Origin of the sequence: Kocuria turfanensis (genome assembly GCF_001580365.1) — a bacterium.
In the GTDB taxonomy this organism is placed as follows: domain Bacteria; phylum Actinomycetota; class Actinomycetes; order Actinomycetales; family Micrococcaceae; genus Kocuria; species Kocuria turfanensis.
Genome location: NZ_CP014480.1, coordinates 2,742,643 through 2,754,835 on the forward strand (window position 1 = coordinate 2,742,643; position 12,193 = coordinate 2,754,835).

The 12,193-nt window shown below is 76.9% G+C and carries 11 protein-coding genes; 5 read left to right on the top strand and 6 right to left on the bottom strand.

The features are described 5' to 3' along the window. Positions 1-59 precede the first annotated feature (59 nt). Positions 60-497, top strand: a complete 438-nt coding sequence (locus AYX06_RS12600) for a GNAT family acetyltransferase (protein WP_062736067.1) — start codon at positions 60-62, stop codon at positions 495-497. A 19-nt stretch (positions 498-516) separates the two neighbouring features. On the opposite strand, the gene AYX06_RS12605 is transcribed toward AYX06_RS12600, so the two are convergent. Further along, positions 517-1,443, bottom strand: coding sequence for a DUF5996 family protein (locus AYX06_RS12605; protein WP_062736068.1), 927 nt, complete (start codon positions 1,441-1,443; stop codon positions 517-519). Positions 1,444-1,572: 129 nt separating this feature from the next. Between AYX06_RS12605 and AYX06_RS12610 the strand changes: the two genes are divergently transcribed. The 4 genes from AYX06_RS12610 to AYX06_RS12625 all read left to right on the top strand — a co-directional run bounded on the left by AYX06_RS12610 (position 1,573) and on the right by AYX06_RS12625 (position 6,731). Further along, entirely contained in the window at positions 1,573-1,920 is a 348-nt protein-coding gene (locus AYX06_RS12610) for a UBP-type zinc finger domain-containing protein (RefSeq protein ID WP_062737050.1), read from the top strand. A gap of 31 nt (positions 1,921-1,951) precedes the next feature. After that, positions 1,952-3,556 carry an MFS transporter gene (locus AYX06_RS12615; RefSeq protein WP_084271613.1) on the top strand — a complete coding sequence of 535 codons (1,605 nt, stop codon included), beginning with the start codon at positions 1,952-1,954 and terminating at the stop codon, positions 3,554-3,556. 192 nt (positions 3,557-3,748) lie between these two features. Then, on the top strand, positions 3,749-5,326 hold the full coding sequence (locus AYX06_RS12620; RefSeq protein WP_062736069.1) for an alpha/beta hydrolase: 1,578 nt from the start codon (positions 3,749-3,751) through the stop codon (positions 5,324-5,326). Between the two features lie 217 nt (positions 5,327-5,543). Then, positions 5,544-6,731 carry a PQQ-dependent sugar dehydrogenase gene (locus tag AYX06_RS12625; RefSeq protein ID WP_084271614.1) on the top strand — a complete coding sequence of 396 codons (1,188 nt, stop codon included), beginning with the start codon at positions 5,544-5,546 and terminating at the stop codon, positions 6,729-6,731. Positions 6,732-6,747: 16 nt separating this feature from the next. Here AYX06_RS12625 and AYX06_RS12630 read toward each other — a convergent pair whose 3' ends face one another. Genes AYX06_RS12630 through AYX06_RS12650 form a run of 5 tightly spaced genes read right to left on the bottom strand, consistent with a single transcriptional unit; the run spans position 6,748 to position 11,986 of the window. After that, positions 6,748-7,800: a siderophore-interacting protein gene (locus tag AYX06_RS12630; RefSeq protein ID WP_062736070.1), complete on the bottom strand. Its 1,053-nt coding sequence runs from the start codon at positions 7,798-7,800 to the stop codon at positions 6,748-6,750. Continuing rightward, on the bottom strand, positions 7,797-8,669 hold the full coding sequence (locus AYX06_RS12635; protein WP_084271767.1) for an ABC transporter ATP-binding protein: 873 nt from the start codon (positions 8,667-8,669) through the stop codon (positions 7,797-7,799). Before AYX06_RS12635 ends, AYX06_RS12630 begins: the two co-directional genes overlap by 4 nt. Positions 8,670-8,722: 53 nt before the next feature. Further along, entirely contained in the window at positions 8,723-9,802 is a 1,080-nt protein-coding gene (locus AYX06_RS12640; protein WP_062736071.1) for a FecCD family ABC transporter permease, read from the bottom strand. Further along, on the bottom strand, positions 9,799-10,881 hold the full coding sequence (locus tag AYX06_RS12645) for a FecCD family ABC transporter permease (RefSeq protein ID WP_062736072.1): 1,083 nt from the start codon (positions 10,879-10,881) through the stop codon (positions 9,799-9,801). The genes AYX06_RS12640 and AYX06_RS12645 overlap by 4 nt, the downstream gene beginning before the upstream one ends. A 13-nt stretch (positions 10,882-10,894) precedes the next feature. Continuing rightward, a complete protein-coding gene (locus AYX06_RS12650) occupies positions 10,895-11,986 on the bottom strand; it encodes an iron-siderophore ABC transporter substrate-binding protein (protein WP_084271768.1) in 1,092 nt (363 codons plus the stop codon). Between the last annotated feature and the right edge of the window lie 207 nt (positions 11,987-12,193).

Below are 12,193 nucleotides of genomic sequence, written 5' to 3' on the forward strand. Positions count from 1 at the left end.
CGAGAACGCCCGCCCGGCGCGGCGACACGTGAGAGCATGGGCCGGTCGAAGGAGGCCGCATGATCGTGGACCGACTGCCCGAGCACCTGTGCGAGGACGCCGTGGCCCTGTGGGAGGACGCGGGGCTGACCCGTCCGTGGAACGACCCGCGGGCGGACCTGGCCCGGGCCCTGGCGGGGCCCTCGTCCACGGTGCTGGCCGCCGTCGAGGAGGACGGGCTCGTGGGCACCGCGATGGTCGGCCACGACGGGCACCGGGGCTGGGTGTACTACGTGGCCGTGCGGCCCTCCCACCGGGGGAGAGGCCTGGGCCGGGCGCTGATGGCCGCGTGCGAGCAGTGGGTGGCCGGGCGCGGCATCCCGAAGATGCAGCTGATGGTGCGCACCGGCAACGCGGGCACGCGGGACTTCTACGAGCGGCTCGGCTACGCCGTGCAGGACACCGTGGTGCTCGGGAAGTTCTTCGACCCGCGGCGCCAGGCCCAGCAGAGCGGCTGAGCGCCGCCGGCTCCGCCCCTCAGACGCGGGGGTCCGTGACCCCGCCCGGGCAGTCGTAGTGGAAGAAGTCCCAGGCGCTGCGGCGCGCCCCGGCCCGGTAGGCGCTGTCCCAGAACTCGAGGACGGCGCCGTGCGGGTCGGCCAGTTCCCGGACGTCGTCGTAGCGCAGGACCGCCAGGTGGCTCCCGCCGCGCTCGGTCCAACGCGCCGTGTCCGGCCGCAGCGGCTCGGCGGCCAGCCCGTCCGGCTCCGGGGCGGTGTAGGAGTAGAAGGCCGGCTCGGGGAAGGCGTCGTCGCCGAACCAGAACCCGGAGCTGATGACCTCCCGCGAGTACGCCTCGCCGGTCACCGGGTCCGCGCCGGGCGGGACGTCCACGGCCGTGTCGGCGAAGCGGGTCACCGCGATGTCGAACGTGTGCCAGAAGTGGTGGACGGGACTGGTCTTGCCGGACCACTCGCCGGCGAACCGCTCGAGCAGCAGGTTCACCTGGCCCAGCACCTGCCAGTACCGGGTCACGGCGGCGGGGTCGTAGGCGGCGTGCTCGGTGTCCTCGGCGAACGGGCGCCCGGAGTCGGGCAGGTCGAAGGGCCGGGGGTCGGCGATGGTGACCTCCACCCCGGCGGCTCGGAGGGCGTGCAGCAGGCGGGCGTGGAACGCCGCCACGGACAGCCCCGGGAGGGCGAAGGAGTGCCGCAGGCCCGTGGCGGTGCTGAGGTCCAGGCGGTGGTCGAGCAGGTCGAGGTCGATCGCGAAGACCGGGTCGCGGCCCATCGGCCGGGTGGTCAGTCCGCGACCGGTGACGTGGAACGGCACGTTCCACCAGTGGTTGCGGCGGGGCGCGGCCGCCAGCCGCACCTTGCCGACCACCTGCAGGAACCGGTGGACGGTCTCCCGGGTCTCCCGCCAGGGCTCGTAGGGCATCTCGGGGAAAGCGACGTGGTCCATGGCGTCCTCCTCGGCCCAGTGTGCGGCCGTCCCGTCGGGAAATCCAGGGCTGGTCGAGGCTCCGCCGCCGTGGGACAGTGGTGCCGGGCGCCGCGCGGCGCGGCGGCCCGCGACGCGGGGGTGGTCGGCATGGCCGAGGACGACATCGACGTGGGCGCCGGTCCGAGCGGGACCGGGTGCGCCGAGTGCCTGGCGGACGGGGGCTGGTGGGTGCACCTGCGCCGGTGCGCCCGGTGCGGGCACATCGGGTGCTGCGACACCTCCCCGGCCCAGCACGCCACCGCCCACCACCGGCGGACGGGCCACCGGTACGTGCGCAGCTTCGAGCCGGGGGAGTCCTGGTGGTGGGACTACGCCACCGGCACCTTCGTGGAGGGCCCCGATCTCGCCCCGCCGCAGCACCGCCCGGAGGACCAGCCGGTCCCCGGCCCGGCGGGGGCCGTTCCCGCCGACTGGCGCCGGCACATCCACCGGTGACGCCCACCGGGAACCACCGGGTCCTGCCGCGATGAACGACTTCTCCGCGCGCGCCGCTCCCGGTCCGGCCGGCGGGCCGGCGGCGCCGCTGACCTGGGGGCAGCCCCGCGCCCGGTGGGTGCTCACCGCGACGGTTCTCGGCTCGGCGCTGTCCTTCCTCGACGCGACGGTCGTCAACATCGCCCTGCCCTCCCTCGGGGCCGACCTCGGGGCGGGCACGGCCGGGCTGACCTGGGTCGTCAACGCCTACGCCCTGACGCTGGCCGCGTTCGTGCTCCTGGGCGGCGCGCTGGGGGACCGGTACGGCCGGCGCCGGATCTTCCTCATCGGGGTGACGGTCTTCGCCGCGGCGTCCGTGCTGTGCGGACTGGCCCCGGACACCACGGTCCTCGTGCTCGCCCGGGCCGCGCAGGGCGTGGGCGGGGCGCTGCTGACGCCGGCCGGCCTCGCGATCCTGCAGGCCTCGTTCGCGCCCGAGGACCGGGCCCGCGCGATCGGCGCCTGGTCGGGTCTCACAGGGGTCGCCGCGGCGGTCGGGCCGTTCCTCGGCGGATGGCTGGTGCAGGCCGTGAGCTGGCGCTGGGTGTTCCTGATCAACCTGCCGCTCGCGCTGGCCGTCGTCGTCATCAGCCTGCGCTGCGTGCCCGAGTCACGGGACCCCGGGGCGGCCGCACGACCGGACGTGCCCGGCTCCGCGCTGCTGGTGCTGGCCCTCGGCTCGCTGACCTACGGGCTCACCGCGGCGGCCGAGGCGGGCCCCGGCGCCCCCGTTCCGCTCGGCCTGCTCACGGGGGGCCTGGTGCTGCTGGCCGGGTTCCTCCTGTGGGAGCGGCGCTCGCGCGCCCCGGTCCTGCCGCCCGCGGTGCTCCGGGTGCGCCTGTTCGTGGTCGTGAACGTCATCACGCTGCTGGTCTACGCGGCCCTGGGGGCGGTGTTCTTCGCCCTCGTCGTCGCCCTGCAGGTCGGCGCGGGGTTCTCCCCGCTCGCGGCCGGGCTGTCCCTGCTGCCCGTCACCCTGCTCATGCTGGTGTTCTCGGCGCCCGTCGGCGCCCTCATGAGCCGGACCGGCCCCCGGCCCCTGATGACGCTCGGGCCCCTGGTCGCCGGGCTCGGCGTGGCCCTGCTGGGCCGCGTCGGGCCCGGCGCCGACTACGTGCTCGACGTCCTCGTGCCCACGACCGTGTTCGGGGCCGGACTGACCCTGATCGTCACGCCGCTGACCGCCACCGTCCTCGCGGCCCTGCCCGAGGAGCAGGCGGGGCTGGCCAGCGGGGTGAACAACGCCGTCGCCCGCACCGGTGGCCTGCTCGCCGTCGCGGCGCTGCCGCTGCTCGGCGGGCTCGGCGACGGCGGCCTCGCCGAACCCGAGCGGGTGCGCGACGCGTTCGTGCTGATCACCCGGGTCTGCGCCGGGGCGCTGGTCGTGGGCGGGCTGCTGTCGGCGCTGCTGGTCCGGACCCCCGCGGAGCAGGCCGCCGCCCGCGCGGGGCCCCCGGTCGGCCGGCCGGCTCCGCCGCGGGCGGCGGTCGCGCCGACGCACTGCGCCGTGGGCGGGCCCCCCGCCGCGCTGCCCCCGGCCGCGTCGCCTCCCGTCGCGGACCCGGGGACGCCGGGGGCGGCGCCGACACATCGTTGACCCCCGCCGCGCGGCGCATCTACCCTGAAGCCCCTCGTCACCGCACAGTTGGTCGCGAGCGCTCGGACACGGCGGCGCACCGGGACGCCCGGTCGTCCGGGCGGCCGCGAGACCGGTGGGCACCGGTCGGCCCGCGCCGTCGCGCGATCCCGATCCGCATCCCGGTCACCCGTCCCGAGGACGTGATGTGCCGTGCACCGTTGCCAGCCCACCGCCATTCCCGCTCCACCCCGCACCCGTGCACGGCGGTTCCGCCGCGCACGGGCCCGCGGGGGCGCCGCCGCGCTCGCCCTCACCGTCCTCCTCGTGGCCGCCCCGGCCACCGAGGCCGGCGCGGTCCCGGGCACCGCGCCCGTGGTCACCGCCCCGGCCCCTCCCGGGCTCGAGCAGTTCTACGCCCAGGAGATCGTGTGGACCCCGTGCGGGGTGGCCGCCGAGTGCGCCACGGTGCGCGCCCCGCTGGACCACGCCGACCCGGCCGCCGGGGAGATCGACCTCGCCCTCGTCCGGGTGGCGAGCACCGGCGCCGCCGCGCGGCAGGGCTCGCTGCTCGTCAACTTCGGCGGCCCGGGCGGCTCCGGCACCGCGGGGATCGAGGGCTGGGCGGCCGGCCTGGACCCGAGCGTGCGCGCCGCCTACGACGTCGTGGGCTTCGACCCCCGGGGCGTGGGCGCCTCCACGGCGGTGGAGTGCGTGGACGGGCCCACGATCGACGCCTGGCGCGCCGCCCCGGTCGACCCGGACACCCCGGAGGGGCTGGCCGAGCGCATCGCGCGCGCCGAGCAGTTCGCCGCCGCCTGCGCCGCCACCACCGGTCCGCTCCTGGGGGAGGTCGACACCGACAGCGCCGCCCGGGACCTGGACCTGCTGCGCGCGGCGCTGGGGGACGAGCAGCTGAACTACCTGGGCTACTCCTACGGCACCCAGCTCGGGGCCGCCTACACCGAGCTGTTCCCGGAGCGCACCGGCCGGTTCGTCCTGGACGCCGCGGTCGACCCGGCCCTGGGCATCGCGGAGATGACGGTCCAGCAGGCCGCCGCGTTCGAGCGGTCCCTGCGGGTCTTCGCCGCCTCCTGCCTGCCGCAGGACGGCTGCCCGCTCGAGGGCACCGTGGACGAGGCCGTGGCGCAGATCGACGCCCTGCTGGAACGCCTCGAGACGCAGCCGCTGCCCACCGCCGACGGCCGGCCGCTGACCGCGGACGACGCGTTCGCCGGCATCTACACCCCGCTCTACGAGGAGCGGATCTGGTGGCTCCTCGGCCAGGCGCTGGAGCGGGCCCTGGACCACGGGGACGGGACGGCGCTGATGTTCCTGGCCGACGCGGCGTACGGGCGCAACCCCGACGGGACGTACACCAACGCCGACGAGGCGAACGCGGCCGTGAACTGCCTGGACTACCCCGTGGACGACAGCCCCGCGGCCATGGCGGCCCTGGACGCGCGGCTGCAGGAGGTCGCGCCCACGCTCGGGGACCGCTTCAGCCACGACGAGGTCACCTGCGGGGTCTGGCCCTACGAGCCGGTCTCCCCGCCGGCGCCGGTCGACGGGGCCGGGGCCGGTCCCGTCCTCGTGGTCGGCGGCACGGGGGACCCGGCCACGCCCTACGCCTGGTCCCGGGCGCTCGCCGCGCAGCTGGAGGGCGGGCACCTGCTCACCCGGGAAGGGGAGGGGCACGGCTCCTACCTGCGGGGCAACCTCTGCGTGGACGAGGTCGTCAACGGCTACCTGCTCCAGGGCGTGCTCCCGGCGCAGGAGAGGACCTGCTGAGCCGGGGCGCCGGCCCGGCTCATGAGCGGGCCGGCGCGAGATCGTCCCCGCACCGGCCCAGCCACCAGGGAAATCAGGAAGATCCGGTGGCTCCGGCCCATCCTACTGAGCCCCCGGTCACGGTTCAGCACTTGATTTTTCCAGCAGAACGTGACCTTGCGCGGGGTACCGGGCGGGATCCGGGGGGAGGATGCTGGACGGTGGAGAGGGGCACACCATGGGGGACCGGGACGAGCCGCGGCCGTGGGGCGTGGCGGGAGCGGCTGCGGCGTGCGCCGCGCTGCTGTTGACCGGCTGCGCCGCGGGCGGCCTCGGGCCCGTGAGCGAGCAGCTGGGCGCCCCGGCCGCCGCGCCCGAGCTGGAGGTGCAGACCGTCGTCGACGGGCTGAGCAACCCCTGGGACGTGGCCCTGACCCCGGAGGGCACCGCCCTGGTCACGGAGCGCGGCGGCCGGCTGCTCGCCCACGACGCGCAGGGCACCCGGGAGGTCGCGGCCGACCTGGACGACGTGTTCGTGGGCAGCGAGGCGGGGCTGATGGGACTGGCGGTGTCCCCGGAGTTCGGCCGGACCCGGGAGTTCTTCCTGTGCCACGCGACGCGGGCGGAGGACGGCGGGCCGCGCGACGTCCGGGTCACCCGCTGGCGGCTCGACGGGCCCGCCCGGGCGGCCGAGCGCACCGGGACGGTGGTCGACGGGCTGCCCATCAGCTCCGGCCGGCACAGCGGCTGCCGGCTGCGCTTCGCCCCGGACGGCACCCTGCGCGTGGGCACCGGGGACGCGGCCCAGGGCGAGAACCCGCAGGACCCCGGCTCGCTCGGGGGCAAGACGCTGCGGCTGCACGCCGACGGCACGGTCCCGGACGACAACCCGTTCGCCGACCGGCAGGGCAGCGCCGCCGCCGTGTACACCCTGGGCCACCGCAACGTGCAGGGCCTCGCGGTGCAGCCGGGCACGGGCACCCTGTGGTCCGCGGAGCACGGCCCCGGCCGCGACGACGAGATCAACGAACTGCGCCCCGGCGGCAACTACGGGTGGGACCCGGTGCCCGGCTACGACGAGTCCACCCCGATGACCGACCTCGAGAAGTTCCCGGACGCGGTCGAGGCCGCATGGTCCTCCGGCCGCCCGACCGTGGCCGTCAGCGGCGCCGCCTTCCTGGAGGGCCCGCAGTGGGGGGCGTGGGACGGGGCCCTCGCCGTGGCGGAGCTGAAGAACACCGGCGTGGGGGTCTACCGGGTGGAGGGCACCGGGATCACGGGCACCACGCGGATGCGGGAGCTGGAGAACGACTACGGCCGGCTGCGCTCGCTGACCCTCGACGAGGACGGCGCGCTGTGGGTGACCACCTCCAACGGCGACGACGACGCCGTGCTGCGCGTCACGGCCCGCGCCGCGGAGGGCTGACCCGGCGCGGGCGGGCTCAGGACTCGGCCTGCCCCTGCCGCCAGTAGCCCATGAAGGAGACGTTGTCCTTGGGGATGCCCGCGGCGTCCACGCACAGCCGGCGCAGCGCCTTGACCGTGCCGGACTCCCCGGCCAGGAAGACGTAGGGGACGTCGGCGCGCCCGGGAGCCGCCACCGACCACGCCCGGGGCTCCTCGGGCCGCTCGCCGACCCGCAGCGGCACCGGCGCGTGCTCCCCGCGCTGCGGGCGCCGGCCCGCCAGGACGTCGTCCACGGCCCCGCCGGGCAGCCCCAGCAGGCCAGCGAGCCGCGCGGCGGCCCGGTGCCCGTGCCCCGCGGGGGCTCCCCGGCCGGCCCGGGGCAGGACGTGCAGGCGCACGTCGGGCAGCTCGGCGGCCAGCCGGTGGGCCGCCACGTCGTCGCGGTGCGGCACCTCCAGCACCACGTCGAGGCGGGGGCGGGACCCGTCGGCGGCGGCCGCGTCCGCGAACTCCTCGGCGAACTCCTCGGCCACGGACATCAGGGCCGGCGCCGCGGTCTCGTCCCCCACGGCCAGCACGTGCCGCGCGCCGCCGTGGTCCCAGGCGGCCCACGGCCGCTCCTGGGGGCCGGGGCCCAGCAGGTAGACGCGCTCGCCGGGGGCCGCGGCCGCCGCCCACCGGCTGCCGGGCCCGTCCTGGCCGTGCCCGTCGTGCACCACGACGTCGATCACCAGCTCCGGCACCACGATCCCGCAGAAGGTGGTGCGCCGGACGCCGCGCACGGTGTAGGTGCGCATCCAGCCGCGCTCCTCGGCGGGGCGGGCGAACCAGCCCTCGCGCAGGCCCACGGAGAGGTCCGCCCGCTCGGGTGCCCGGCCGGGCGGCGGGACGAGCAGCTTGATGTACGCGTCCCGGCACCGGGTCGACTCCCCGGCCCCGAGCAGGGCCGGGGAGAGGCCGGCGAGCTCCGGGCCCGCCAGGGTGATGCGGCGGAAGGACGGGCACAGCGGCGTCACGGACGTCACGGCGGCCTCGACGCAGAGCACGGGAGCGGCGGGGGCGGCCCCCGGGGTGCTGGTGACGGTCACGACAGGTTCCTCACGGTCTCGGCGGCGGGGCGGGTGCCCGCCGCGGGGGTCGGGACCGGGGTCCCGGTGGACGGAGCGGGGTGGGCGCCCTCCCGGGCCCGCCCGCGCGGCAGGACGACGGGGCGCCCGCCCACGGGGTCGGGCACCACGTCGGCGCGCAGACCGAAGACCTCGGCCAGCAGCTCGGGGGTGAGCACCTCGGCCGGCGGGCCCACGGCCACGATCCGGCCCGCGGCCATCGCCACGAGCCGGTCGGCCACGCGGGCGGCCAGGTTGAGCTCGTGCAGGACGGCCACCACGGTGGCCCGGCCCGGCCCCTCCGGGTGCTCGAGCCCGCGCAGCATGTCCAGCAGGTCCACCTGGTGGGCCAGGTCGAGGTAGGAGGTGGGCTCGTCGAGCAGCATGGTGCGGGCCTGCTGGGCCAGGGTCAGGGCGATCCAGGCCCGCTGGCGCTGCCCGCCGGAGAGCTCCTCCACCGGGCGCCCGGCGAGCGCGGTGAGCTCGGTGAGCTCCATGGCCCGCGCCACGGCCGCGTCGTCGTCGGGGGAGGGGGCGCCCCACCAGCGGCGGTGGGGATGCCGCCCGCGCTCCACGAGCTCGGCGACGGTCAGCCCCTCCGGCACCACCGGGGACTGCGGCAGGAGGCTGACGGATCGGGCGTACTGGCGGGAGTGCCACTGGCGCACCCCGCGGCCGTCGGCCTCGAGGGTCCCGGCCAGCGGCTTGAGCTGCCGGGACAGGCCCTTGAGCAGCGTCGTCTTGCCGCATCCGTTGGCGCCGATGAGCACGGTGGTGCAGCCGTGCGGGATGTCCAGGTCGACCTCCCGCACCACGGTGCGGTCGTCGTAGCCCAGGGACAGCCCGCGCATCCGGAACGCCGGGGCCTCGGCCTCCGGGTCCGCCACGGCGTGCAGGTCGGGTGTCACGCGGTACCTCCTCTCCGCTGCCGCACGAGCAGCCACAGCATCACGGGCGCGCCCACGGCCCCGGTGACCACGCCGGCCGGCAGCTGCGTGCCCGCCAGCAGGTCCGAGCCCAGCGAGTCGGCGACCACCACGACCACCGCGCCCACCAGGGCGCAGGCCAGGATCGAGGTCCGGCCGCGGGTCAGGGCGGTGGCCACCGGGGTGGACATCAGGGCCACGAAGGCCAGCGGGCCGGTGGCGGCCGTCGCGGCGGCGGCGAGCAGCACGCCCAGGCCCAGGGCGAGGGCCCGGCTGCGACCCGGGTGGGCGCCCAGTCCCGCGGCGAGCTCGGGGCCGAGCTCGGCGGGCTCGAGGGCCCGGTGCGCGGCCACGGCCGCGGGCACCGCCAGCAGCAGGCAGGCGCCGAGCACGGTGATCCGCTCCCACGTGGCCGCGCTCAGGGACCCCGCGGTCCAGACCGCGGCGTCCTGGGCGGAGTTCAGGGCCAGCCGCGTCAGCATGGCGGCGGTGACCGCCTGGGCCAGGGCGGCCACGCCGATCCCGGCGAGCAGGAACCGTTCGCCCACGATCCCCCCGCCGCGCAGGCGCACCGAGGCGGTGGCGATCAGGGCGGCGGCGAGCAGCGCCCCGGCCAGCGCCGTCCAGGACACGGCGGTGCCGCGCAGGCCCCACAGCGCCGTGCCCGCCACGGCGCCCGCCGCGGCCCCGTAGGTGATGCCCAGGATGTCGGGGCTGGCCAGCGGATTGCGCAGCACCCGGCGGAACAGCGCCCCGGAGCAGCCGAGGGCGGTCCCGGCCAGGGCGCCCAGCACCGCGCGCGGCAGCTTCTCCTGCAGGACGATGAAGCTCGCCCCCGGGATCTGCTCGCCCGCGAGGATCGCGAAGAAGTCGGGGATCGTCACGGTGTAGCGCCCCAGCAGCACCCGCACGGCCAGGGCCGCCAGCAGGGCGAGGGCGAGCAGGGCCACCGCCCGGCGGGTCCGGCGGGCGCGGGTGCGGCGGACCGCCCGCAGCGCCTCGGCGGCCCCGGTGTCCTCCGGGGCGGCGGGGGCGGGGGCGAGCGCGGTGCCGGTCACAGGGTCACGCTCCGTCCCCGGCGCAGCAGCGCCAGCAGCACGGGCACGCCGAGGACCACCGTGGTGATGCCCACGTGGATCTCCTGCGGCGGGGTGAGCACGCGCCCCAGGACGTCGGCCAGCAGCAGCAGCGCGGGCCCGAGCACCGCGCTGAACAGCACGATCCAGCGGTAGTCGCCGCCCAGGAAGCGGCGCACGGCGTGGGGGACGAGCAGGCCCACGAAGGCGATGGGCCCGGCCAGGGCGGTCGCGGAGCCCGAGAGCAGGACCACGCCCACGAAGACCAGCACGCGCTGCAGGCCCAGGTCCACACCGAGCCCGCGGGCGAGCTCGTCGCCCAGGGCCATGGCGTTGAGCCCGGAGGAGCCGCCCAGCACCAGCAGCACGCCGAGGAGTACGAGGGGGGCCACGGCGGCGAGGTCGGTGCTCTCGGCGCGGGCGACCGAGCCGATGCTCCAGAACCGGAAGCGGTCCAGCACTGCGGGCTGGCTGAGCACCACGGAGGTGGTGAGCGCGGTGAAGCCGGCGCTGACCGCGGCGCCGGAGAGGACCAGGCCCGCCGGGGTGGGGGCCCCGCCGCCCAGCCGGGAGGAGCCGAAGACGAGCACGGCGGCCACGGCCGAGCCGGTGAGGGCGAGCGCGGTCAGCTGCCACGTGGCCGCCACGCCGAGCCAGCCGAGGCCCAGCACCACCGCGCAGGAGGCGCCGGCGGTCAGGCCCAGCAGTCCCGGGTCGCCCAGGGGGTTGCGGCTGACGCCCTGCATGCCGGCGCCGGCCACGGCCAGCGCCGCCCCGACGAGCACGGCGGTGAGGGTCCGCGGGATCCGGCTCTGCACCACGGCCGCGTCGATGCCCAGCCCGGCGGTGAGCTGGGACCCGCCGTCCAGCAGGGCGGCGGGCAGCCCGGCGAGCACCTGGACCACCGTGGCGGGATCCACCGAGCGGGCGCCCCAGAACAGGGACGCCGCCGCGGAGACCGCCAGCAGCAGGAGGGCGGCGAGCAGGGCGGGGCCCCGGCGCCGCTGGGCGGCGCCGGGGCCCCGGGGGGCGGCGGGGGGTGCCGTGCTGGTGCTGCTCACCGGGACCGGGGGCTCACTGACCGCCGGCCGAGGCCGCGGCCTCGGCGATGTCCGGCAGCACGTTCTCGAGCGCCCACGGGATGCTCAGCGGGGAGGCCGCCGAGACCGAGAGCACCTCCTGCTGGTCGCTCTGGAGCACCAGGGCGCCGTCGGCCACCGCGGGGACGCGGCTGAGCAGGGGGTCGTTCTCGATGGCCTCGCGCACGCCCTCGTCCTCGGCCCAGCTCACGAAGACGTCCGAGGTCAGCTCGTCGGCCCGCTCCGGGGACCAGGTGACGTAGAACTCGTCCTCCTTGCCCCGGGCGGCCTCCTCGACCGCCTCGGACTGGACCATGCCCAGGGACTGGAGGAACTTGGGGCGGTTGTCCACCGCGGTGTAGGCGAAGATCTGGTCGGCCGCGGACGGGTCGAGCGTGCCGTAGACGAAGGAGGTGCCCTCCAGCTCCGGGTACTCGGCGGCGGCGTCCGCGATCTGCTGCTCGACGTCCGCCACGACCTCGGCGGCCCGCTCCTCCCGGCCCAGGGCCTGGCCGATGAGCTCCGTGGAGTCCTGCCAGGACGTCCCGTAGGCCACGGCGTCCTCGGGGAAGCCGATGACGGGGGCGATCTCCGAGAGCTTGTCGTAGTCCTCCTGCGTCAGCCCGGAGTAGGCGCCCAGGATGACGTCCGGCTCGAGTGCGGCGATCGCCTCGAAGTTGATGCCGTCCGTCTCGGAGTAGGTCTCCGGGGCCTCGGCGCCGGACTCCTCGAGGGCGGCGTCGAACCAGTCCGTGGACCCGTTCTCGTTGGCGCCGAAGTCCAGGGCGGGCACCCCGACCGGGACCACGCCGAGGGCGGTCGCCACGTCGTGGTTGACCCAGGACACCGTGGCCACGCGCTCGGGGGCCTCCTCGATCGTGGTCTCGCCGAACTCGTGGGTGACGGTGCGGGGGAACTCGCCGGTGGTCCCGGCCGCGGCGGTGGACCCACCGTCGGACTCCCCGCCCGCCGTTCCGGTCGAGCACCCGGTGAGCAGCAGGGCCCCGGTGGCCAGCAGGGCGGCCGGGGTGAGGGCGCGGCGGGCGGAGGACAGCGGGCGCGGAGCGCGGGGAAGGAGAGGGGCCACGGCCACCCTTTCGACGGACGACGGCGGCGCCGTCGGTGCGAATGCGGTTAGGGAAGGTTTGCCTAACCACCGGACAGGGATCACCCTAGGATGGGCGACGGCGAATACGCAACACGGGCATGATGTAATCGCGGTGCCGATGTGGTTAGGTAAGGCTTGCCTCACCCCGAGGCGTGCCCCCGGCCCCATCGATCCCCCCTGCGAGGA